Below are 21,397 nucleotides of genomic sequence, written 5' to 3' on the forward strand. Positions count from 1 at the left end.
AATCGCGGTTCACCAGGACCCGGGGGGGACAGTCACCGTGAACGCCCACCGCTCGCAGCTGCTCCAGCTCGCCCGCCCCGTCTACTTCTCGCTCCTGGCGTCCGTCGCCGCCGGGATCATCAACACCGTCTGGGTCGCCCGGCTGGGCGGACCTGCCGTGGCCGCCGTGGCCGTGGCGACCACCACGGAGAACGTGCTGCTCGGCATCGCCCTGGTCTTCGGCTCCGGCACGACCGTGCTCGTCGCCCACGCCCGGGGCGCCCGCGACCCCTCGGCCGTACGGGCGGCCGTGCGCGGCGGTTGGGCGCTGTGGGCGCTGGTGACGCCCCTGGTGGTGGTGGGCGGCCTGCTCGGCCGCGAACCGCTGGCCCGGCTGGTGCTGGGCGGGTCCGACGGCGCCGCGCTCCCGCTCGCCGTCGCCTACTTCACGCTCTCCATGCCCGGCATGGCCGTCTTCTTCGCCCAGCAACTCGTCGACGGCATCCTCAAGGGCACCGGCGACACCAGAACCCCGATGCGGCTCGCCCTGCTCTCCAACGGCCTGATCCTGGCCCTCGACCCGCTCCTCATCCATCTCCACGGCGTCCAGGGCGCCGCCGCCTCCACGGTGCTGTGCCGGTCCGTGGCGCTCGGGGCCGGGCTTGTCGCGGTCCGGCGCACCGCACTGCTGCGGAGCGCCCGTGACACGGCACCGGCCGAGCCCCTGGCCGTCTCCCTGCGCCGGACGCTGACGACCGGCCTGCCCATGTCCGCCGACTTCACCGTGCGGCAGACGGGCGCCCTGGCCCTGGTCGCGATCGTGGCGCGGCTCGGGGTGACGGCGGTGGCCGCGTACTCGATCGCCTACAAGGTCATGTACGTGGCGACCATGGCCTTCTACGCCGTGCGCCAGGCCGCGTCCATCCACACCGCGCACACACGCGGTGAGGGGAGGGACGAGCGCCGGGAGATCGGACGGCAGGCGGTGCTGGTCTCCGGAGTCATCGGCCTCACCGCGGCCGTCCTGCTGGCCGCCGCCGCCCCGTGGCTCATGGCCGCCTTCGGTGCCGGACCCGGGGTCGCGCGCGAGGGCGTGCTGTTCCTGCGCTGCGTCGGGCCCTACCTGCTGCTGATGGCCTGCCTCATCGCGCTCGGCGGGGTCTTCGAGGGCAGCGGGAACGCCCCGGGGCTGCTGCGCGTCACCGTGCTCGGGACGGCTCTGCAACTGGCGCTCGCGTACGGCCTGACGGGGCTCGGACTGCCCGGGGTGTGCCTCGCGCTGGCGGGGGCGACGGCGGTGCAGTGTGCGCTGGCGGGCGTGCTGTTCCGGCGGGACCCGGCTCAGGTGGAGACCGGTGTCTCGTCGGTGCGGGTGGTGGGCTGAGCGGGGACGGGAGCGGGAACCGTGCGCGGCACCGTCGCACGCCACAGGGCGCGGGCCGCGAGGAGCGTGGCGGCGACCAGCAGGCCGTTGCGCAGGAAGAGCAGGGTCAGGCCGAGGCCGTCACTGGCCACCACGTTGGCGAAGTAGAGCGGGAACTCCAGCACCGTCACGAAACACGCCACCAGGACGAGCCCGACCGGCAGCCGCATCCGGCTCCCGGGGAAGTACAGGCAGACCGCGGCCAGCCCGACCAGCCACACCATGTACTGCGGACTGATCACCCGGCTGGTGGTGGTGAACATCAGCACCGCCACGAAGGCCGCGTCGGCGACCGTGTGCTCCTCGAAGTGCCGGGCCAGCAGCCGCCACAGCACCAGCCAGCCGAAGGCCGCCCCCGTCAGGAACAGCGCGCCCGTGCTCACCTCGCTCACGTACGGCCCGAGGAACTCGATCGAGCCGTAGTTCAGCCGCACCTCGCCCTGCCAGCCGAAGTGCCGGGCGACATGGAAGACCAGCGCGCCCAGCGACTCGACCTCGGTGCCCCGGTCGCGCTGGAAGGTCAGGAAGGCGAACGCGCCCGGCACGGCCAGGGCGAACACGCCCGTCACCGCGATGCCGGTCACCACCGCCGACACCCAGGAGGCGGGGCGGCGGGCCGCCAGGAGGAGCATCGCCGGCCAGACCTTCAGCAGCGCGCCGAACGCGGCCAGCGCCCCCATCGCCTTGGGGTGCCGGGCGCCCGCGAGCAGCGCCGCCACGGCCACCGCCGTGACCATCACGTCGTAGCGGGCGTACACCGTCGGCCCGAGCAGCGGCACGCCCGCCACCCACACCCAGGCGCCGCGCAGCGACCTGCCGGGGCGCCGGCCCGCGTACGTCAGCAGGGCCAGGACGGCCAGGTCGGTGACGCAGACCAGGACGAAGAACGCGGTCGCGTAGGGCAGGAAGGACAGCAGGCCGGGGGAGAGGATCGCCAGGGCGGCGGCGGGCGGGTACTGCCAGGTGACGTCGTCCTGGGGGAACGTTCCGGTGCGCAGGACGTCGTACCAGCCCTGGTAGATCACGGACACGTCGCTCGTCACGTCCGGGCCCGGGAAGACGTACACCTTCAGCACGAACAGCAGCAGCACCAGCCTCGTGAGACACCAGACCACCGGCAGACATGCCAGGGACCGCCTCGCGCCCGTCGTCCTCACCAGATCCCTGCCCGTCCGCGTGCCGTGTCGAGGAGGCCATGATGTCCCCGTCGGCTGTGAGCGTGCCACACCTGCCGGTGCGTACGGTCGTGAGGGGCGGTTCGGTAGGGTCGGCGGCGTGCGCAAGACCCTGATCGTGACGAACGACTTCCCGCCCCGGCCGGGCGGCATCCAGGCGTTTCTGCACAACATGGCGCTGCGGCTGGATCCGCAGCGGCTGGTCGTCTACGCGTCGACCTGGAAGCGGAGCCGGGAGGGCGTGGAGGCGACCGCCGCCTTCGACGCCGAGCAGCCCTTCACCGTCGTACGGGACCGTACGACCATGCTGCTGCCGACGCCGGGTGTCACCCGGCGGGCCGTGGGACTGCTGCGGGAGCACGGGTGCACGTCGGTGTGGTTCGGGGCGGCGGCCCCCCTGGGCCTGATGGCGCCGGCGCTGCGGAGCGCGGGCGCCGAACGGCTGGTCGCCACCACGCACGGCCACGAGGCCGGCTGGGCCCAACTGCCCGCCGCCCGGCAACTGCTGCGCCGGATCGGCGACTCCACGGACACGATCACCTACCTCGGCGAGTACACGCGCTCCCGGATCGCCGGCGCGCTGAGCCCCCAGGCGGCCGCGCGGATGGCGCAGCTGCCGCCGGGCGTCGACGAGAAGACCTTCCACCCCGGCTCGGGCGGCGACGAGATCCGGGCGAGGCTCGGCCTGACGGACCGCCCCGTGGTGGTGTGCGTCTCCCGGCTGGTGCGGCGCAAGGGCCAGGACACCCTGATCCGGGCCATGCCCCGGATCCTGGCGGCCGAGCCGGACGCCGTGCTGCTGATCGTCGGAGGCGGCCCGTACGAGAAGGACCTCCGCAGGCTGGCCCACGACACGGGCGTCGCCGCCTCCGTCCGCTTCACGGGCCCGGTGCCCTGGGCGGAGCTGCCCGCCCACTACGGCGCCGGTGACGTCTTCGCCATGCCCTGCCGGACCCGCCGCGGCGGCCTGGACGTGGAGGGCCTCGGCATCGTCTACCTGGAGGCGTCGGCGACCGGGCTGCCCGTCGTGGCCGGCGACTCGGGCGGCGCCCCGGACGCGGTCCTGGACGGCGAGACCGGCTGGGTGGTGCGCGGTGGCTCCCCCGAGGAGGCGGCCGACCGCATCACGACCCTCCTGGCAGACGCCGAGCTGCGCCGCAGGATGGGCGAGCGGGGCCGCGAGTGGGTCGAGGAGAAGTGGCGCTGGGACCTCCTCGCGGAGCACCTGAAGAACTTGCTGTAGTTGTCTTCCCTCAGGGGCGCGGGGCTGTATCGATGTGCGGCTCCGCCGCGTGGGCGCGACAGGCCACACACGACCCGCACCCGCCCGCAACGATCAAGCGGCACCCCACTAGTGACCTGAGTCAGAGATTCGTCGTTAGTCGGGCATGAGTCGTCCGGGTCCGAAGATTCCGCCGTTGTCGGTCACCGATGCCCAGCGGGCGGTGCTGGAAGGCTGGTTACGCCGCCGTACGACGGCTCAGGCTCTGGCTCAGCGGTCGCGGATCGTGCTGGAGTGCGCCGAAGGCCACTCGATCATGGAGGTGTCCCGCCGGCTGCGGATCGCTCCGGACACGGTCCGCACCTGGCGGCGCCGCTTCATCGAGCGGGGACTGGACGGCTTGTGCGACGACCTGCGGCCCGGCGTGCCCCGGAAGATCACCGATGCCGACGTCGAGCGGGTCATCGTCAAGACGCTCGAGGAGACGCCGAAGAACGCGACCCACTGGTCGACCAGGTCGATGGCCACGGCCACGGGGATGTCCCAGTCGACCATCTCGCGGATCTGGCGGGCGTTCGCCCTGGCCCCGCACCGGTCGCAGACGTTCAAGCTGTCCACCGACCCGCTGTTCATCGACAAGGTCCGCGACGTCGTCGGTCTGTATCTCGATCCGCCCGAGAAGGCCCTGGTGCTCTGCGTGGACGAGAAGTCGCAGATCCAGGCACTGGACCGGTCCCAGCCTGTTCTGCCGATGGTGCCCGGCGTTCCCGAACGCCGCAGCCACGACTACGTCCGGGCCGGCACCACGACCCTCTTCGCCGCCCTCGAGGTCGCCACCGGCAAGGTCATCGGCTCCCTCCACCGCCGCCACCGGGCGGCGGAGTTCAAGAAGTTCCTCGCGAAGCTGGACAAGGAAGTCCCGGCTGATCTGCAGGTTCATTTGATCCTGGACAACTACGCGACCCACAAGACCCCGGACATCAAGCGGTGGCTGCTGGCGCACCCTCGGTTCCACCTGCACTTCACGCCGACCAGCGCGTCCTGGCTGAACCTGGTCGAGCGGTGGTTCGCCGAACTGACCCAGAAGAAGCTCAAGCGCGGCGTCCACCGCTCCGTCCAAGCCCTCGAACGCGACATCCGGGCCTGGCTCGCCGACTGGAACGAGCACCCCAGACCGTTCGTCTGGACGAAGACAGCCGACGAGATCCTCGACAAAGTCGCCGCCTACTGCCGACGAATCTCTGACTCAGGTCACTAGGCGGAACCCGAAAATCCGCCGATGCTGCGCACATGACATCTAACCTGATGCCCCGTCAGCTGACAAGACGTCAGATCCTCGGCATGGCAGCCCTGCAAACCGCAGCCACCCTGGGATTCACCCGCATCGGACTCGACTCCGCCCGAGCGGCGCAGCCACACGCAGTCGACACCGCCCCCGCCATCGTCGTCGGCTCCGGCTACGGCGGCGCCGTAGCCGCCCTCCGCCTCGCCCAGGCCGGCATCCGCACCCTCGTCCTGGAAATGGGCCGCCTCTGGAACACCGCGGGCCCGGACGGCAACGTCTTCTGCTCCACCCGCACCCCGGACCAGCGCTCCATGTGGTTCCGCACCCGCACCGAGGCCCCCCTGGGCACCTTCCTGTGGCTGGACGTCGTCAACAGGGACATCAGCCGCTACCCGGGCGTCCTGGACCGCGTCCACTTCGCGCAGATGTCCGTGTACGTCGGCCGGGGCGTCGGCGGCGGCTCGCTGGTCAACGGGAGCATGGCGGTCACCCCGCCGAGGGCGTACTTCGCCGAGCAGTTCCCCACCGTCGACGCCGACGAGATGTACGGCACGTACTTCCCGCGCGCCCGCGCCGCCCTCGGCGTGAACACCGTCGACCCCGCCTGGTTCGAGTCGACGGACTGGTACCGCTTCACCCGCGTCTCCCGCAAGCACGCCGACAACGCCGGCCTGCGGACCACCTTCGTGCCGAGCGTCTACGACTTCGGCCACATGGCGCGCGAGGCGGCCGGCACCGCCCCGAAGTCCGCGCTCGCCGGCGAGGTCATCTACGGCAACAACCACGGCAAGCGCAGCCTCGACAAGACCTACCTCGCCGCCGCCCTCGGCACCGGCAAGGTCACCATCCACACCCTGGAGAAGGTGCGCGCGATCAGCAGGGCGCCGGACGGCACCTACGTCCTGACCGCCGACCGCATCGACGCCACCGGCCGGGTCGTCGAGACCAAGGAGTACGGCTGCACGTACCTCTTCCTCGGCGGCGGCAGCCTCGGCACCACCGAACTGCTGCTGCGCGCCCGGGAGACGGGCACCCTGCCCGATCTCGACCCCGGCGTCGGCACCGGCTGGGGCACCAACGGCAACGTGATGCTCGGCCGGGCCAACCACCTGTGGGACACGGTCGGAGCGAACCAGTCGACCATGCCGGTCATGGGCATCGACGACTGGGCCAACGCCGCCAACCGCGTGTTCGCCGAGATCGCCCCGCTGCCGACCGGGCTGGAGCACTGGGTGAGCCTCTATCTGGCGATCACGGGGAACCCGGAGCGGGCGTCCTTCTCGTACGACACCGGCTCGGGCGAGCTGCGCCTCGGGTGGACGGCCGCCCACAGCGCGGTCTCCGTGGCCATGGCCAGGAAGCTGTTCGACCGGATCAACGCGGCCAACTCGACGATCTACCGCTACGACCTCTTCGGATCGAGCAGCAAGGTCTTCGCCGACGACTTCACCTACCACCCGCTGGGCGGCTGCGTGCTGGGCCGGGCGACGGACGACTACGGGCGCGTGAAGGGGTACCCCCGGCTGTACGTCACGGACGGCTCGCTCGTGCCCGGGTCGCTCGGGGTGAACCCCTTCGTGACCATCACCGCGCTCGCCGAACGCACGATGGCGCGGGTCCTCGCCGAGGACACCGCGCCATAGCCGACCCCTGGGGTCACTTCGCGTAGATCGCCTCGACCTCGTGCGCGTAGTCCTTCGCCACCACGTTCCGCTTCAGCTTCAGCGAGGGGGTCAGGTGGCCCGACTCCTCCGTGAACTGGGAGGACAGAATGCGGAACTTCCGCACCGATTCCGCCTTCGACACCGCGGCGTTGCCGTCGTCGACCGCCGCCTGGATCGCGGCCAGCAGATCCGGGTCCTCGCACAGCGACGCCGCGGTGGAACCCGCCGGCTTGCCGTGGTCCGCGCACCAACGGCCCAGGAACTCCTCGTCGATGGTGATCAGCGCGCCGACGAACGGCCGCCCGTCGCCCACCACCATGCACTCCGCGACCAGCGCGTGCGCCCGGATGCGGTCCTCGATCACGGCCGGGGCGACGTTCTTGCCGCCCGCGGTGACGATGATCTCCTTCTTGCGGCCGGTGATCCGCAGGTAGCCGTCCTCGTCGAGGGTGCCGATGTCACCGGTGTGGAACCACCCGTCGGCCAGCGCCTCCGCGGTCGCGCCGGGGTTGTTCCAGTACTCCTTGAACAGGTGCTCGCCGTGCAGCAGCACCTCGCCGTCGTCGGCGATCCGGACCACCGAACCGGGCAGCGGCTGGCCGACCGTGCCGATCTTCTGCCGGTCCCAGGGGTTGAACGCGGTGGCCGCGCAGGACTCGGTCAGGCCGTAGCCCTCCAGGACCGTGAAGCCGATGCCGCGGAAGAAGTGGCCGAGGCGCTCGCCCAGCGGGGCACCGCCGGAGATGGCGTACTCGCCCCGGCCGCCGAGGACCGCGCGGAGCTTGCTGTAGACGAGCTTGTCGAACGTCCTGTGCTTGATCCTCAGGCCGAGGGAGGGGCCCGAGGGGGTGTCCAGCGCCTTGCTGTACGCGATCGCCGTGTCGGCGGCCTTGTCGAAGATCTTGCCCTTGCCGTCGGCCTGCGCCTTGGCGCGCGCCGAGTTGTAGACCTTCTCGAAGACCCGCGGCACGCCCAGGATCAGCGTCGGGCGGAACGCGGCCAGCTCGTCGGTGAGGTTCTTGATGTCCGGGACACAGCCCAGCTTGATCGGCGCCATCATCGGCGCGATCTGCACCAGCCGCCCGAAGACGTGCGCGAGCGGGAGGAACAGCAGCACCGAGCACTCACCGGTGCGGAACAGCGGACGCAGCCGCTCCACGATGTTGCCGCACTCCGCGAAGAAGCTGCGGTGGGTGAGCACGCAGCCCTTGGGGCGGCCGGTGGTGCCCGAGGTGTAGACGATGGTCGCCGGGTCGTCGGCCTTGGCGAACGAGCCGCGCTCCTCGACCGTCTCGTCGGTGACGTCCTGGCCGAGCCGGCCCAGCTCGTCGATGCCGCCGCCGTCGATCTGCCACACGTGCTTGAGCGCCGGAAGCCCGTCGCGCACCGACTCGATCGCGGCCGAGTGGGCGTCCGACTCCACGACACAGGCGGTCGCGCCGGAGTCGCCGAGGATCCACTGCACCTGCTCCGGCGAACTGGTCTCGTACACCGGCACGGTCACCGCGCCCGCGCTCCAGATCGCGAAGTCCAGCAGCGTCCACTCGTAACGGGTGCGGGACATCAGGCCCACCCGGTCGCCCGGCTGGACCCCGGCGGCGATCAGCCCCTTCGCGGCCGTGTGCACCTCGGCGAGGAAGGCGGTGGCCGTGACGTCCTGCCAGGCGCCGCCGACCTTGCGGGCGATGACGGCGACGTCCGGGTGCTGCGCGGCGTTTCTGCGGACGATGTCGGTCAGATTGCCGTCCGCAGGGACCTCGTACAAAGCCGGAAGGCTGAACTCGCGCAAGACTGCTGCTCCTCATAGGGCGCCGGCGCCACGACGTTGTGTGATGCGACGGTCCGGTCCAAGGCTCGGGCAGGTGCTCGGACATTCACTTGTTGAAATGCAGAGCACGACTGGACTGCCCGGACGTTACCCGCCGGTATGCGTCTCCGACAGGGGGTCCCGTCGAGATGTTCGCTGCGTCACACAGTTGGGTATTCCTTCGCGCACAGTAGTCCACCCACTAACTGACTGGCCAGTAACCGCAGGTAGGGCCGCCACTGTTCACAACCGCACCGCTCGACCTACCCTTGATCGCCATGGCACCCACACCAGCCGGAAAACACAGGACGCGCGTGCATGTGGTGAGCGACGTGCACGGCAACGCCCGTGACCTGGCCAGGGCCGGCGAGGGCGCCGACGCCCTGATCTGCCTGGGCGACCTCGTCCTCTTCCTCGACTACGCCGACCACTCGCGCGGCATCTTCCCCGACCTGTTCGGCGCCGAGAACGCCGACCGCATCGTCGCGCTGCGCACCGCCCGCCGCTTCCAGGAGGCGCGGGAGTTCGGGGCCCGGCTGTGGGCCGGCGTCGGCGAGGACCGCGCCTCGGTGATCGAGAAGGCGGTGCGCAAGCAGTACGCCGAGATGTTCGCGGCGTTCCCCACTCCTACGTACGCGACCTACGGCAATGTCGACATGCCGCCCCTGTGGCCGGAGTACGCCGGCCCCGGCACGACCGTCCTCGACGGCGAGCGCGTCGAGATCGGCGGCTGGGTCTTCGGCTTCGTCGGCGGCGGCCTGCGGACGCCGATGCGGACACCGTACGAGATCAGCGACGAGGAGTACGCGGCGAAGATCGAGGCGGTCGGCGAGGTCGACGTGCTGTGCACGCACATCCCGCCCGAAGTGCCCGAACTGGTCTACGACACCGTCGCGCGCCGCTTCGAGCGCGGCAGCCGGGCCCTGCTGGACGCCATCCGCCGCACCCGCCCCCGCTACTCCCTCTTCGGGCACGTCCACCAGCCGCTGGTGCGGCGGATGCGGATCGGGGCGACCGAGTGTGTGAACGTGGGGCACTTCGCGGGGACCGGTACGCCGTGGGCGCTGGAATGGTGAGGACGTCCCAGGTCGGGTGAGATCGGCGGGTCCCGTGCGCGGTAGCCTTCACGCTGCACGCGTTTGCGCACGACGACCTCATACCGGCCCGTATCTGGAGGAGCCACGGCGATGGCGGAACACACCAGCTCGAGCATCACCATCGAGGCGGCCCCGGCCGACGTCATGGCGGTCATCTCCGATTTCGCCCGCTACCCGGACTGGACGGGCGAGGTGAAGGAGGCCGAGGTGCTCAAGAGCGACGAGCAGGGCCGCGCCGAACAGGTCCGGCTCGTCATGGACGCCGGTGCGATCAAGGACGACCAGGTCCTCGCGTACACGTGGACCGGCGAGAACGAGGTCTCCTGGACCCTGGTCAAGTCCCAGATGCTCCGGTCCCTGGACGGCACATACCTGTTGAAGCCGGCGGGGGCGGGGGGCACCGAGGTCACGTACGCGCTGACCGTCGACGTCAAGATCCCCATGCTCGGCATGATCAAGCGCAAGGCGGAGAAGGTCATCATCGACCGGGCGCTGGCGGGTCTGAAGAAGCGAGTGGAAGCGGGCAAGTAGGGGTCGCGCCGTAGCGGCGCCCGCGCCGTGCCGGGCGCGGCCCGTCGTGGCTGGTCGCGCAGTTCCCCGCGCCCCGGAGGGCGTGTCGGTTACCGTTCACCCCCATGCGCACCATCCTGATCACCGGCCCCGGCGGCAGCGGCCGTACCACCCTCGCGGCCGCCACCGCCCTGGCCGCGGCGGCCGACGGCACGGACACCCTCGTGCTGTCCGCCGACCCCGTGGACACCCTCGGTGCCGCCCTGGGCGTGGCCACCGGCCCGACCCCGGTCGAAGCCGCCCCCCGGCTCACCGCCTGGCGTCCCGACCCCGCCCAGGACTTCCGCAAGGACCTCACCGCCCTCCAGGACCGCGCCTCCTCCGCCCTGGACCTCCTCGGCGCCTCCCGCCTCGACCCTGAGGAACTCACGCCCCTCCCCGGCGCCGGTGAACTCGCCCTCCTGCGCGCCCTGCGCGACGCCGCACTGTCGGAGTCGCACGACCTGCTCGTCGTCGACCTGCCCCCGGTGCCGCAGGCCCTCGCCCTCCTCGCCCTGCCCGAGGAGCTCCGCCGCTACCTGCGCCGCCTGCTCCCGCCCGAACGCCAGGCCGCCCGCGCCCTGCGCCCCGTGCTGGGCCGGCTCGCCGGCGTCCCCATGCCCGCCGAGTGGCTGTACGAGACGGCCGCCCGCTGGGACCTGGAGCTGGCCGCCGTCGAGGCGGTCGTCGCCGACCGCGACACCGTCGTACGACTGGTCGCCGAGCCCGGCCCGGCCGGTGCCGACGCCCTCCGCACCGCCGGCCTCGGCCTCGCCCTGCGCGGCCTGCGCACCGACGTCGTGGTCGCCAACCGCGTACTGCCCGAGGCGTCCCCGGACACCTGGCTGGCCGGTCCGGTCGCCCAGCAGCGCAAGACACTGGACGAGTGGCGGGAGGCGTACGACGTCCGGACCGTCGCCCACCTCGGACGCGACCCGGTCGGCGCCGACGACCTGGCCGCCCTCGCCGTGCCCGGCACCGACCCGGGCGCCCCCCTCCCCCCGGTCGAGTGGCGGGTGGCCGACCGGCTCGGCGAGGAGGGTGTGCTCGTCTGGCACATCCCGCTGCCCGGTGCCATACGCGAGGAGCTGGACCTCGTCCGGCGCGGCGACGAACTCGTCGTCACGGCGGGGCGGTTCCGCCGTATCGTTCCGCTGCCCTCCGCGCTGCGCCGCTGCACCGTCGACGGGGCCGCCCTGCGCGAGGGCGAACTGCGCATCCGCTTCGCCCCCGACCCGAAGCTGTGGCCGCAGACCCGTTGAGAGGGGGGTAACGTCGTAGGGACGAACCGTAGTCAGGAGTCCGTCATGAGCGAAGAGCTCCCCCCGTCCGACGCCGCCCGCGAAGAGGCCGCGGACGAGGTGCGGGACACCGACGCCGACGCCTGGGCGACCGCGTGCGCCGAGGACCTCGAGGCGGAGAAGGCCCGCCGCCGTGCCCGGTACGGCCCGCCCCCGGGCTCCGCGGCCGAGGAACTGAAGAAGCTCGTCGACGCCGTCGCGGACAAGCTGTCGGGGATCCAGTCCCCGTTGTTCGGCGCGGTCGCGGGGCCCGCCGCCGAGCAGGTCGTCCGCCAGGTCGTCCAGCAGGCCAAGGCAGCCGTGGAACCCGTCATCGAACGCAACCCGGACGTCTTCGACCACCTGGCCGCCGCCGGGAACGAACTGCTCGCCGCCTACCGCTCCGCCGTCGAGGCCCAGGAGCGGCGCTGGAGCGGCCGGGACGACCGGATCGACCCGCGTGACGTGGACGATCGTCATGACCGGGGCGACGACGCCGGTCCCGGGGAGCGCATCGACCTGGACTGAGCCCCCCAGCTCGGGACGAGCCGCGACCGGTGTGCCGCCGCCGGTCCTGCCCAGCGTGCGGACGACAGCGAACCGACGGCAGTGCCTCGGGTACCGTTGGCCGTAGCGGGGCTCGACCGAAACTGAGGGATTCATGGGACTCACCATCGGCGTCGACATCGGCGGCACGAAGATCGCGGCCGGCGTGGTCGATGAGGAAGGCAACATCCTCTCGACCCACAAGGTGCCGACCCCGGGCACGCCCGAGGGCATCGTGGACGCCATCGCCTCGGCGGTGGAAGGCGCACGCGTCGGACACGACATCGTCGGCGTGGGCATCGGCGCCGCCGGCTACGTCAACCGGCAGCGCTCCGAGGTGTACTTCGCGCCCAACATCCACTGGCGCAACGAGCCGCTCAAGGAGAAGGTCGAGGCCCGTGTGGGCCTCCCGGTGGTCGTCGAGAACGACGCGAACGCCGCGGCGTGGGGCGAGTACAAGTTCGGCGCGGGCAAGGGCCACCGCAACGTCATCTGCATCACGCTCGGCACCGGCCTCGGCGGCGGCATCATCATCGGCAACAAGCTGCGCCGCGGGCACTTCGGCGTGGCCGCCGAGTTCGGACACATCCGCATGGTGCCGGACGGCCTGCTGTGCGGCTGCGGCTCGCAGGGCTGCTGGGAGCAGTACGCGTCGGGCCGGGCGCTGGTGAGGTACGCCAAGCAGCGCGCCAACGCCACCCCCGAGAACGCGGAGGTCCTCCTCGGCCTCGGCAACGGCACGCCCGACGGCATCGAGGGCAAGCACATCTCCATGGCCGCCCGCCAGGGCGACCGTGTGGCGGTCGACTCCTACCGTGAGCTGGCCCGCTGGGTCGGCGCGGGCCTCGCCGACCTCGCCTCCCTCTTCGACCCGTCCGCCTTCATCGTCGGCGGCGGCCTCTCCGACGAGGGTGAACTGGTCCTGGGCCCGATCCGCAAGTCCTACAAGCGCTGGCTGGTCGGCGGCAACTGGCGCCCGGTCGCCGAGGTCCGCGCCGCGGAACTGGGCAACAAGGCCGGCCTGGTGGGCGCGGCCGACCTGGCGAGGGAACCCGACCCGATCATGTAGACGCCTTCGGGGCCGTGCCCCGAGGGGCGCGGGGGAACTGCGCGACAAGCCACGAACAACCGGTACGCGCGCGCAGTCCCCGCGCCCCGAGCTCTGGGGCGTAAATTGATCACATGCCGCTGCTCCCCAACTCCCGTACGGAACCCGACGGTTCCGCGGTCATCAGGGTCCTCAGCTACAACATCCGCTCCATGCGGGACGACACCGCCGCCCTGGCCCGTGTCATCAAGGCCTGCGAGCCCGACCTGGTGCTCGTCCAAGAAGCCCCCCGCTTCTTCCGCTGGCGCAAGAAACTCGCCCGCCTCGCCCTCGCCTCCGACCTGGTCGTCGTCACCGGGGGAGCCACCACCACGGGGCCGGCGATCCTCAGCTCGCTCCGGGCGAGCGTCGAACGCACGGAGGACGTCCTCCTGCCCCCCACGCCCGGACTGCACCGCCGTGGCTTCGCCACCGCCGTCGTCCGGTTCGCCGGCACCCGCCTCGGCGTCCTCAGCTGTCACCTGTCGCTCCAGAAGGACGAGCGCTACGACCAGGCCGGCCTGCTCCTGGACCGGCTCGCCGGGATGGGCGTGGAGCACGCGATCGCGGGCGGCGACCTGAACGAACGCCCTGACGGACCCGCCTTCCGCCGTCTCGCGGATGCCCTGCGGGACTGCCACGCGACCGCGCCGTGGGGCGGCGAGCACACCTGGACACCCACCGACCCCTACCAGCGCATCGACGCGATCTTCGCGACCGAGGGCATCGAGGTGCTGGGCTGCGGCGTGCCGGCCGGCCACCCCGGGGTGACCGACACAGACCTGAGGGCGGCCACCGACCACCTCCCGGTCCTGGCCGCCCTCAGGATTCCAGTCGCCTGAAATCCAGCCGTCTAGACGACCGCACCCCGCCCGGGGTCGTCGTCGTCCTCGTCGTCCGTCCGCATGCGCATCACCAGCGTCGCGAAGCCGCCGAGGAACCCGCCGATCCCCAGCGTGGCCAGCCACCAGGTCATCTCCCAGCCGAGCAGCACGGCGAGCATGAGCAGCACCGGCCCGCCCAGCACGCCGAGCCAGGCGAACTTCGCGGTGGGGTCGGCGGACGGCAGCGGGGGCGGCTCCGGCGGCACGAAATGCCCCTCGTCGTCCTCGTCGAAGTCGTCCTCGGCGGGCTCGGGCGCGGTGTAGTCGCGCGGTCCGACGCCGGGCGCGAAGGAGACGGAGCCACCCAGCGGCTTGTCCGGCTTGTCCGGCTTGTCTGCTGACGCCTTCGGCTCCGGCCCGTCCGGCTCGCCGGGCTTACCGGCCTCTGCGGGGGCCGGCCCGGTCCCCGCTGCCGTGTCCACCCTGTCGTCGTTGGTCGGAGACTCCAGCAGCGCCAGGTCCTCGACCGACTTGAACGGCTTGGCGCCCGGCGGGTCCGGCGGCTCCTCGCCGTACCCGGCGACGATCGCCGCCCAGGCGGCCTCCTCGTCGAACGGGACGCCCTTCTCGTCCGGCTCGCGGCCCTCGCGGTCGGAGTCGTGCTCAGCCACCTGCGGTCGTCCCTTCCTTGCCGAGACCGGGCTCCTTGCCGAGGCCGGACGCGAGCCGACCGATGAAAGCGGTGCTCTCCTCGAAGATCCGGTCCGCGTCATGGTCCAACGTGGCGACGTGGTAGCTCTGTTCCAGGAGGACCTCTTTCACGTCCGTCGACGAGATGCGGCTGAGGATACGGGCCGAGTCGGCGGGCGGCACCACATGGTCCTGCGGGCTGCGCAGCAGCAGCACCGGCTGGGTGACCTGCGGCAGCTCGCGGTCGGCGACCTGGAAGAACTGGCGCAGGGAGTGCGCGGCGTGCAGCGGCACCCGGTCGTAGCCCAGCTCCCTGCTGTCCGGCTTGGCGATGTCACTGGCGATGCCCTTCGTCGCGGGGACGAAGTGGCGGATCACCGGCAGGGCGTGCGCGGCCAGGCCGTGCACCTTGTTCGCCGGGTTGACGACCACCACACCGCTGACGGCGTCGCCGTGCCGCGCGGCGAGCCGCAGGGCCAGGGCGCCGCCCATGGACAGCCCGGCCACGAACACCTGCTCGCGGCGCTCGCACAGGAGGCGCAGCTCGCGCTCCACCTCCGCGTACCAGTCCTGCCAGCCGGTGATCCGCAGGTCCTCCCAGCGCGTGCCGTGCCCGGGCAGCAGCGGCAGCGAGACGGTCATGCCGCGTGCGGCGAGATGCTCCGCCCAGGGGCGCAGCGACTGCGGTGAACCGGTGAAGCCGTGGCAGAGGAGCACGGCGATCTCCCCGCCCTCGTGGCGAAACGGCTCGGCTCCGGCAAGGACCGGCACCTTCGGCCTCCTGGTCGTGAGAAGGGACTGGCACGATCACGGATTGTCACGGAACGTCATGACGGGGATCGCACGGCGTTCGCGGGACCTTCACCGTACGCGACGGCACTGACACCGACCAGGGCCGTCGGCGCCTTTGACAGCGCGCCGGGTTAAGGTCTGATCGACACATACAGGAGGCACTCGGTTGTTGTACGGCGCGATGAAGGTCGCTGTTGGGGGACCGCTGAAGGTCGCCTTCAGGCCCTGGGTGGAAGGCCTGGAGAACGTTCCCGCAGAGGGCCCCGCGATCCTGGCGAGCAACCACCTGTCCTTCTCGGACTCGTTCTTCCTGCCCGCGGTCCTGGACCGCAAGGTCACGTTCATCGCGAAGGCCGAGTACTTCACCACGCCCGGGGTGAAGGGCCGGCTGACGGCCGCCTTCTTCAAGGGCGTGGGCCAACTGCCCGTCGACCGCTCCGGTGCGCGCGGCGCGGGTGAGGCCGCCATCAAGAGCGGCATAGAGGTGCTGGAGCGCGGCGAGCTGTTCGGCATCTACCCGGAGGGGACCCGCTCGCCCGACGGGCGGCTCTACCGCGGCAAGCCGGGTGGCCTCGCGCGCGTGGCGCTCGCCACCGGCGCGCCGGTCATCCCCGTCGCCATGATCGACACGGAGAAGATCCAGCCGCCCGGAAAGGTCATGCCGAAGCTGATGCGCCCCGGCATCCGGATCGGCAAGCCCCTGGACTTCAGCCGCTACCAGGGCATGGAGCACGACCGGTTCGTGCTGCGCGCGGTGACCGACGAGGTCATGTACGAGATCATGAAGCTCTCCGGCCAGGAGTACGTCGACATGTACGCGACGGCCATGAAGCGGCAGCTCGCGGAGGCGGCGAAGGCGGAGAAGGAAGCCGGGAAGGCGGCGAGGGCCGCGCTCGCACGGGCGGAGAAGGAACAGGCGGACAAGGAAAAGTCGGAGCGGGAAGAGCCGGAGAACAGGCGGACGGAGCCCTAGTCGGGGGTCCGCTTCGGGGGTGGGGGAGATGGCCGAGCGCGAGCGAGTCATGAGGATGTCGGTCGAGCAGCCGCTGTGGCGCGCGCTGACCGCCTACCGGGTGCTCACGATGCTGTACGCGGTCGGCCTCTTCGCCACCGCCTACGAGGAGTTCGTCCGGCCCTGGGTCGCCGTCGCCTACTACGCCGTGCTGGCCGTGTGGACCCTGGCCACCCTGCCCCGGGTCGCGAACGCCGCCCGCTGCACCAAGCGGTTCCTCGCCGCCGACCTCACCGTCGCCCTCACCGGCATCCTGCTCACACCCGTCGCCGACGCGCACGAGCGGGTCCAGGCGGGCGGCCCGACCCTGCCGTCGATATGGACCGCCGGCGCCGTCCTCGCCTTCGCGGTCAAGGGCGGCTGGCGCTGGGCGGCCCTCGCCTCCAGCCTGGTGGCCGCCGCCAACCTGGTGGAGCGCGGCAGCCCGGCCCGCGACACCGTCCACAATGTCATCCTGGTCTGCATCGCCTCCATCGCCATCGGCTACGTCGTGGAGGTCGCCCGTGCCTCCGAGCGCACCCTCGCCCGCGCCCTGGAGATCGAGGCCGCGACACGCGAGCGGGAGCGTCTCGCCCGGGACATCCACGACAGCGTGCTCCAGGTGCTGGCGATGGTGCAGCGGCGCGGCGCAGTGATCGGCGGCGAGGCGGCCGAGCTGGGCCGGATGGCCGGTGAGCAGGAGGTCGCGCTGCGCACCCTGGTCTCCGGCGGACTCGTGCCCGTCTCCCGGGTCTCGGAGGACGCCGCCGATGGAGCCGTCGTCCGGGCCGTCGACGAACAGCCGGAGGGGAGCGGCCCCGTCGACCTGCGCGCCCTGCTCGCGCCGTACGCCGGCGCCAGGGTCAGCCTCGCCGAGCCCGGCGCGCCCGTGCCGCTGGTGCCGGTCGCGGCACGGGAGGTGGCCGCCGCCGTCGGGGCGGCCCTGGACAACGTCCGCAAGCACGCCGGGGAACAGGCGCGCGCGTGGATCCTCGTCGAGGACGAGCCGGACGAGGTGATCGTCACCGTGCGGGACGACGGACCCGGCATCCCGGAAGGGCGGCTCGCCCAGGCCGAGGGCGAGGGGCGGCTCGGTGTCGCCCTGTCGATCCGCGGCCGGCTGCGCGACCTGGGCGGCAGCGCGGAGCTGATCTCGGTGCCGGGCCAGGGCACGGAGGTCGAGCTGAAGGTACCGAAGGACGTGACGACCGTACGGGGGAAGGCGGAGCAGCGATGACGGAGACCACCGCGGACCAGCGGGAGCCGATCAAGGTCATGGTGGTCGACGACCACCCCATGTGGCGCGACGCGGTCGCCCGTGACCTGGCCGAGTCGGGCTTCGAGGTGGTCGCCACCGCGGGCGACGGCGAGCAGGCCGTGCGCCGCGCCAGGGCCGCCGCTCCCGAGGTCCTCGTGCTCGACCTGAACCTGCCCGGCAAGCCCGGCGTCCAGGTCTGCAAGGAGGTCGTCGCCGCGAACCCCGCGCTGCGCGTCCTGGTGCTGTCCGCGAGCGGCGAGCACGCCGACGTCCTGGAGGCGGTGAAGTCCGGCGCGACCGGCTACCTGCTGAAGTCGGCCTCCACCGAGGAACTCCGGGACGCGGTCCGCCGTACGGCCGTCGGTGACCCCGTCTTCACCCCCGGCCTCGCCGGACTGGTCCTCGGCGAGTACCGCCGCCTGGCCTCCGAACCCGCCCCCGCGCAGGACACCGACGAACCGAAGGCGCCCCGGCTCACCGAGCGCGAGACCGAGGTGCTGCGCCTGGTCGCCAAGGGCCTGAGCTACAAGCAGATCGCCGAACGCCTGGTCATCTCCCACCGCACGGTGCAGAACCACGTCCAGAACACCCTCGGCAAGCTCCAGTTGCACAACCGCGTGGAGCTGGTCAGGTACGCGATAGAGCGCGGCCTCGACGACGAGTGAGGCGCACGTCACACTGACCCTTCGTCAGGCACCTGCGGCGAAGGGACTGTTCCATGCGCGTCGGAGTACTGACCGGAGGCGGCGACTGCCCCGGGCTCAACGCCGTCATCCGGGCCATCGTCCGCAAGGGCGTGCAGGAGTACGGCTACGACTTCACCGGCTTCCGGGACGGCTGGCGAGGCCCCCTGGAGAACGACACCGTCCGGCTCGACATCCCCGCCGTGCGCGGCATCCTGCCCCGCGGCGGCACCATTCTCGGCTCCTCGCGGACCAATCCGCTGAAGGTGGAGAACGGCATCCGCCGCATCAAGGAGAACCTCGCCGAGCTGGAGGTCCAGGCGCTCATCGCCATCGGCGGCGAGGACACCCTGGGCGTGGCCGCCCGGCTGTCCGACGAGCACGGCGTGCCCTGCGTGGGCGTGCCGAAGACCATAGACAACGACCTGTCCGCCACGGACTACACCTTCGGCTTCGACACCGCGGTCGGCATCGCGACCGAGGCCATCGACCGGCTGCACACCACCGCCGAGTCCCACATGCGGGTCCTGGTCTGCGAGGTGATGGGCCGGCACGCCGGCTGGATCGCCCTCCACTCGGGCCTGGCCGGCGGCGCGAACGTCATCCTCATCCCCGAGCAGCGCTTCGACGTCGAGCAGGTGTGCGCCTGGGTGACGTCCCGCTTCCGGGCGTCCTACGCGCCGATCGTCGTCGTCGCCGAGGGGGCGATGCCCAAGGACGGCGACATGGTCCTCAAGGACCAGTCGCTGGACTCCTTCGGGCACGTCCGGCTGTCCGGTGTCGGGGAGTGGCTCGCCAAGGAGATCGAGAAGCGCACGGGCAAGGAGGCCCGCACGACGGTGCTGGGCCATGTCCAGCGCGGCGGTACCCCCAGCGCCTTCGACCGCTGGCTCGCCACCCGTTTCGGACTGCACGCCATCGACTGCGTCCGCGACGGCGACTTCGGCACGATGGTCGCCCTGCGCGGCACGGACATCGTCCGCGTCCCCATCGCGGACGCGACGGCCCGCCTGAAGACGGTGGACCCGACGCTGTACGAGGAGGTCGGGGTGTTCTTCGGCTGACCGCCCGGTGCCGGTGCCGGTCGGGGCCGCGCGGCCCCGACCGGACCCGTCCTACGCCGAGGGCGTGCTCGTGCCCCGCAGCTGCCGCACCAGCTCCCGTACGACGGTCGCGCCGTTCAGCGTCAGCACCGACTCGGGGTGGAACTGGACGCCCGCGAACCCGGGCCCGCGCAGCGCGTGCACCTCACCGTTCGCGGCACGGCTGACCTCCACGCCGTGCGCGGCCAGCTCCTGACGGGCCCCCTCGTCGCAGCACGCCACGAAGCTGTTGTAGAAACCGACCGTCTCCGGCCGCCCGAACAGGTCGATCGTCGTCTGCGCCCCCTGGTAGGGCACTTCCTTCCGTACGATCTCCAGCCCCAGCTCGGCCGCGATCAGCTCGTGTCCGAGGCAGACGCCGAGCACGCCCTGCCGTTCTCCCCGGATCACTTCGGCGGTCAGGGAGCGCAGGAACCGCATCTTCGGATCCGCCAGGTCGGACGGATCACCCGGCCCGGGCCCCAGCACCACCGGCCCCTCGTGCCCCAGCACCGCTTCCCGCAGTCCGGGCTCGTCGTAGCGACGCACGCTCACCTCCAGGCCGCTGGAGCGCAGCACGTGCGCGAGCATCGCCGTGAAGGTGTCCTCGCCGTCGACGACCAGGGCGTGCCCCGCCAGTTCCCCGGACCGCTCCTGCATCCGCAGCCAGAAGGGCGCGAGCGAGGCCCGGCGGCCGTCCAGCGCCGCCCGGACCCGGGGGTCGTCGGCCAACTGCGGCCGTGCGGCCTCCGCGCGCGGCCGTCCCGGCCGTACGCCCAAGGCCGCCAGCACACCCGCCGCCTTCGCGTGCGTCTCCGCGACCTCGCCCGCCGGGTCGGATCCCCGCACGAGCGTGGCGCCCACCGGCACCCGCAGCCGCCCGTCGGCGTCGATGTCGGCGGTGCGGATGAGGATGGGGGAGTCGAGGGTCTGCGTCCCGCCCGCGTCCCGGCCGAGCAGCGCCAGCGCGCCGGCGTAGTACCCGCGCCCGCCGACCTCGTGCCGCTCGATGACCCGGCAGGCGTTCTGCACCGGCGAGCCCGTGACGGTCGCCGCGAACATGGTCTCCTTCAGGACCTCCCGCACGTCCAGCGAGGACTTCCCGCGCAGTTCGTACTCGGTGTGCGCGAGGTGCGCCATCTCCTTCAGACGGGGCCCGACGACGACCCCGCCCATGTCGCCGACGGTGCACATCATCTTGAGCTCCTCGTCGACGACCATCGACAGTTCCTCGATCTCCTTGCCGTCGGCGAGGAAGCCGAGCAGGTGCTCGGGCGTGGGCCCCTCGGCGGGATAGCGGTACGTCCCGCTGATCGGGTTCATGACGACCGTGCCGCCGGACATCCGCACGTGCACCTCCGGGCTCGCCCCGACCAGGGTCCGGTCCCCGGTGTGCACGACGAACGTCCAGTACGCGCCCCGCTCGCCCTCCAGCAGCCGCCGGAACAGCGCCAGCGCGTCGGCCCGGCCGAACCCGGGGATCTCACCCTCGTACGTCCGCCGGATGACGAAGTTCGCGCCCTCGCCCCGCCCGATCTCCTCCCGCAGCACGCGCCCGACGATCTCCGCGTACTCCTCGTCACCGACGTCGAAGCCACCGCCCTCGACCCGTACGTGGTGCGCCGGGAGCTGCTCCAGGGCGTCGGCGAGCGGGACGACGGAGGACTCCGCGGGTGTCAGCACCGACAGCGGCGTGCCGTCGTCGCGGACGTCGAAGCCGCGCTCGCGGATCTGCCGGAAGGGGACGAGCGCCAGGCCCTCGTCGGGCAGGTCGGCGAGGCGGTCGTACGTGGTGACCGGGCCGACGAGGACCTCGATCACGTCGTGGTCGTGGCCCGGGGCGCGGCGGCGGAGCAGCGCGAAGGGGCGGGGCTCGTGCAGCAGCTGTGTCAGGTCCATGGTTCCTCCGTGGCTGTCGATCGACGGCGATCGATGTCGGTGAGGAACGGACCCCGGAAACGCC

General features: G+C 72.0%; 19 protein-coding genes. 14 read left to right on the forward strand and 5 right to left on the reverse strand.

Annotation, left to right across the window (positions count from 1 at the left end; translation table 11 throughout):
* The first annotated feature begins 37 nt into the window (after nt 1-37).
* Nucleotides 38-1,363 carry an MATE family efflux transporter gene (locus tag SCNRRL3882_RS29820; RefSeq protein WP_010048952.1) on the forward strand — a complete coding sequence of 442 codons (1,326 nt, stop codon included), beginning with the start codon at nt 38-40 and terminating at the stop codon, nt 1,361-1,363.
* Here SCNRRL3882_RS29820 and SCNRRL3882_RS29825 read toward each other — a convergent pair.
* Entirely contained in the window at nt 1,321-2,559 is a 1,239-nt protein-coding gene (locus SCNRRL3882_RS29825) for a glycosyltransferase family 87 protein (RefSeq protein WP_029181810.1), read from the reverse strand. The genes SCNRRL3882_RS29820 and SCNRRL3882_RS29825 overlap by 43 nt on opposite strands.
* 118 nt (nt 2,560-2,677) lie before the next feature.
* Between SCNRRL3882_RS29825 and SCNRRL3882_RS29830 the strand changes: the two genes are divergently transcribed.
* The 3 genes from SCNRRL3882_RS29830 to SCNRRL3882_RS29840 all read left to right on the forward strand — a co-directional run bounded on the left by SCNRRL3882_RS29830 (nt 2,678) and on the right by SCNRRL3882_RS29840 (nt 6,727).
* On the forward strand, nt 2,678-3,820 hold the full coding sequence (locus tag SCNRRL3882_RS29830; RefSeq protein ID WP_010048954.1) for a glycosyltransferase family 4 protein: 1,143 nt from the start codon (nt 2,678-2,680) through the stop codon (nt 3,818-3,820).
* Between the two features lie 145 nt (nt 3,821-3,965).
* The gene (locus tag SCNRRL3882_RS29835; protein ID WP_102514880.1) at nt 3,966-5,057 is read left to right on the forward strand and encodes an IS630 family transposase; all 1,092 of its coding nucleotides are present in this window, start codon (nt 3,966-3,968) and stop codon (nt 5,055-5,057) included.
* Nucleotides 5,058-5,140: 83 nt separating this feature from the next.
* A complete protein-coding gene (locus SCNRRL3882_RS29840) occupies nt 5,141-6,727 on the forward strand; it encodes a GMC oxidoreductase (RefSeq protein ID WP_010039258.1) in 1,587 nt (528 codons plus the stop codon).
* A gap of 13 nt (nt 6,728-6,740) precedes the next feature.
* Here SCNRRL3882_RS29840 and SCNRRL3882_RS29845 read toward each other — a convergent pair whose 3' ends face one another.
* The gene (locus SCNRRL3882_RS29845; protein WP_010039260.1) at nt 6,741-8,537 is read right to left on the reverse strand and encodes an AMP-dependent synthetase/ligase; all 1,797 of its coding nucleotides are present in this window, start codon (nt 8,535-8,537) and stop codon (nt 6,741-6,743) included.
* Nucleotides 8,538-8,833: 296 nt separating this feature from the next.
* Between SCNRRL3882_RS29845 and SCNRRL3882_RS29850 the strand changes: the two genes are divergently transcribed.
* From SCNRRL3882_RS29850 to SCNRRL3882_RS29875, 6 genes are all read left to right on the forward strand, one after another.
* Nucleotides 8,834-9,631, forward strand: coding sequence for a metallophosphoesterase family protein (locus SCNRRL3882_RS29850; RefSeq protein ID WP_078602816.1), 798 nt, complete (start codon nt 8,834-8,836; stop codon nt 9,629-9,631).
* Nucleotides 9,632-9,742: 111 nt separating this feature from the next.
* Entirely contained in the window at nt 9,743-10,183 is a 441-nt protein-coding gene (locus SCNRRL3882_RS29855) for an SRPBCC family protein (RefSeq protein WP_010039262.1), read from the forward strand.
* A gap of 104 nt (nt 10,184-10,287) precedes the next feature.
* Nucleotides 10,288-11,463, forward strand: a complete 1,176-nt coding sequence (locus tag SCNRRL3882_RS29860) for an ArsA family ATPase (RefSeq protein ID WP_010039263.1) — start codon at nt 10,288-10,290, stop codon at nt 11,461-11,463.
* A gap of 45 nt (nt 11,464-11,508) precedes the next feature.
* Nucleotides 11,509-12,009 (forward strand): DUF5304 domain-containing protein, encoded by a 501-nt coding sequence (locus SCNRRL3882_RS29865; RefSeq protein ID WP_010039264.1) that lies wholly within the window; start codon nt 11,509-11,511, stop codon nt 12,007-12,009.
* 133 nt (nt 12,010-12,142) lie between these two features.
* Complete coding sequence (locus SCNRRL3882_RS29870) at nt 12,143-13,096, forward strand: ROK family glucokinase (protein ID WP_010039265.1); 954 nt, start codon at nt 12,143-12,145, stop codon at nt 13,094-13,096.
* A 113-nt stretch (nt 13,097-13,209) separates the two neighbouring features.
* Nucleotides 13,210-13,956, forward strand: a complete 747-nt coding sequence (locus tag SCNRRL3882_RS29875) for an endonuclease/exonuclease/phosphatase family protein (protein ID WP_010039267.1) — start codon at nt 13,210-13,212, stop codon at nt 13,954-13,956.
* Between the two features lie 11 nt (nt 13,957-13,967).
* Here SCNRRL3882_RS29875 and SCNRRL3882_RS29880 read toward each other — a convergent pair whose 3' ends face one another.
* Both SCNRRL3882_RS29880 and SCNRRL3882_RS29885 read right to left on the reverse strand, forming a co-directional pair.
* Entirely contained in the window at nt 13,968-14,609 is a 642-nt protein-coding gene (locus SCNRRL3882_RS29880) for a membrane protein (RefSeq protein WP_010039269.1), read from the reverse strand.
* A complete protein-coding gene (locus SCNRRL3882_RS29885; RefSeq protein ID WP_010039270.1) occupies nt 14,602-15,399 on the reverse strand; it encodes an alpha/beta hydrolase in 798 nt (265 codons plus the stop codon). The genes SCNRRL3882_RS29880 and SCNRRL3882_RS29885 overlap by 8 nt, the downstream gene beginning before the upstream one ends.
* A gap of 202 nt (nt 15,400-15,601) precedes the next feature.
* On the opposite strand from SCNRRL3882_RS29885, the gene SCNRRL3882_RS29890 reads away from it, so the two are divergent.
* From SCNRRL3882_RS29890 to SCNRRL3882_RS29905, 4 genes are read left to right on the forward strand one after another with little or no spacing between them, the layout of a single operon-like run.
* Nucleotides 15,602-16,393, forward strand: a complete 792-nt coding sequence (locus SCNRRL3882_RS29890) for a lysophospholipid acyltransferase family protein (RefSeq protein WP_010039272.1) — start codon at nt 15,602-15,604, stop codon at nt 16,391-16,393.
* A gap of 28 nt (nt 16,394-16,421) precedes the next feature.
* Nucleotides 16,422-17,648, forward strand: coding sequence for a MacS family sensor histidine kinase (gene macS / locus SCNRRL3882_RS29895; protein ID WP_010039274.1), 1,227 nt, complete (start codon nt 16,422-16,424; stop codon nt 17,646-17,648).
* Nucleotides 17,645-18,334, forward strand: coding sequence for a response regulator (locus SCNRRL3882_RS29900; protein ID WP_010039275.1), 690 nt, complete (start codon nt 17,645-17,647; stop codon nt 18,332-18,334). The genes macS and SCNRRL3882_RS29900 overlap by 4 nt, the downstream gene beginning before the upstream one ends.
* A 53-nt stretch (nt 18,335-18,387) precedes the next feature.
* On the forward strand, nt 18,388-19,416 hold the full coding sequence (locus tag SCNRRL3882_RS29905; RefSeq protein ID WP_010039278.1) for a 6-phosphofructokinase: 1,029 nt from the start codon (nt 18,388-18,390) through the stop codon (nt 19,414-19,416).
* A 51-nt stretch (nt 19,417-19,467) separates the two neighbouring features.
* Here the strand turns inward: SCNRRL3882_RS29905 and SCNRRL3882_RS29910 are convergent, their stop codons facing one another.
* The gene (locus tag SCNRRL3882_RS29910) at nt 19,468-21,333 is read right to left on the reverse strand and encodes a phenazine-specific anthranilate synthase component I (RefSeq protein ID WP_010039280.1); all 1,866 of its coding nucleotides are present in this window, start codon (nt 21,331-21,333) and stop codon (nt 19,468-19,470) included.
* Between the last annotated feature and the right edge of the window lie 64 nt (nt 21,334-21,397).

Source organism: Streptomyces chartreusis NRRL 3882 (assembly GCF_900236475.1).
Taxonomy (GTDB): Bacteria; Actinomycetota; Actinomycetes; order Streptomycetales; family Streptomycetaceae; genus Streptomyces; species Streptomyces chartreusis_D.

Coding starts and splice junctions, on each gene's coding strand:
- SCNRRL3882_RS29835 (WP_102514880.1), top strand. CDS start 3,966: ATGAGTCGTCCGGGTCCGAAGATTCCGCCGTTGTCGGTCACCGATGCC.
- SCNRRL3882_RS29840 (WP_010039258.1), top strand. CDS start 5,141: ATGGCAGCCCTGCAAACCGCAGCCACCCTGGGATTCACCCGCATCGGA.
- SCNRRL3882_RS29850 (WP_078602816.1), top strand. CDS start 8,834: ATGGCACCCACACCAGCCGGAAAACACAGGACGCGCGTGCATGTGGTG.
- SCNRRL3882_RS29855 (WP_010039262.1), top strand. CDS start 9,743: ATGGCGGAACACACCAGCTCGAGCATCACCATCGAGGCGGCCCCGGCC.
- SCNRRL3882_RS29860 (WP_010039263.1), top strand. CDS start 10,288: ATGCGCACCATCCTGATCACCGGCCCCGGCGGCAGCGGCCGTACCACC.
- SCNRRL3882_RS29865 (WP_010039264.1), top strand. CDS start 11,509: ATGAGCGAAGAGCTCCCCCCGTCCGACGCCGCCCGCGAAGAGGCCGCG.
- SCNRRL3882_RS29870 (WP_010039265.1), top strand. CDS start 12,143: ATGGGACTCACCATCGGCGTCGACATCGGCGGCACGAAGATCGCGGCC.
- SCNRRL3882_RS29875 (WP_010039267.1), top strand. CDS start 13,210: ATGCCGCTGCTCCCCAACTCCCGTACGGAACCCGACGGTTCCGCGGTC.
- SCNRRL3882_RS29890 (WP_010039272.1), top strand. CDS start 15,602: ATGAAGGTCGCTGTTGGGGGACCGCTGAAGGTCGCCTTCAGGCCCTGG.
- macS (WP_010039274.1), top strand. CDS start 16,422: ATGGCCGAGCGCGAGCGAGTCATGAGGATGTCGGTCGAGCAGCCGCTG.
- SCNRRL3882_RS29900 (WP_010039275.1), top strand. CDS start 17,645: ATGACGGAGACCACCGCGGACCAGCGGGAGCCGATCAAGGTCATGGTG.
- SCNRRL3882_RS29905 (WP_010039278.1), top strand. CDS start 18,388: ATGCGCGTCGGAGTACTGACCGGAGGCGGCGACTGCCCCGGGCTCAAC.
- SCNRRL3882_RS29910 (WP_010039280.1), bottom strand. CDS start 21,333: ATGGACCTGACACAGCTGCTGCACGAGCCCCGCCCCTTCGCGCTGCTC.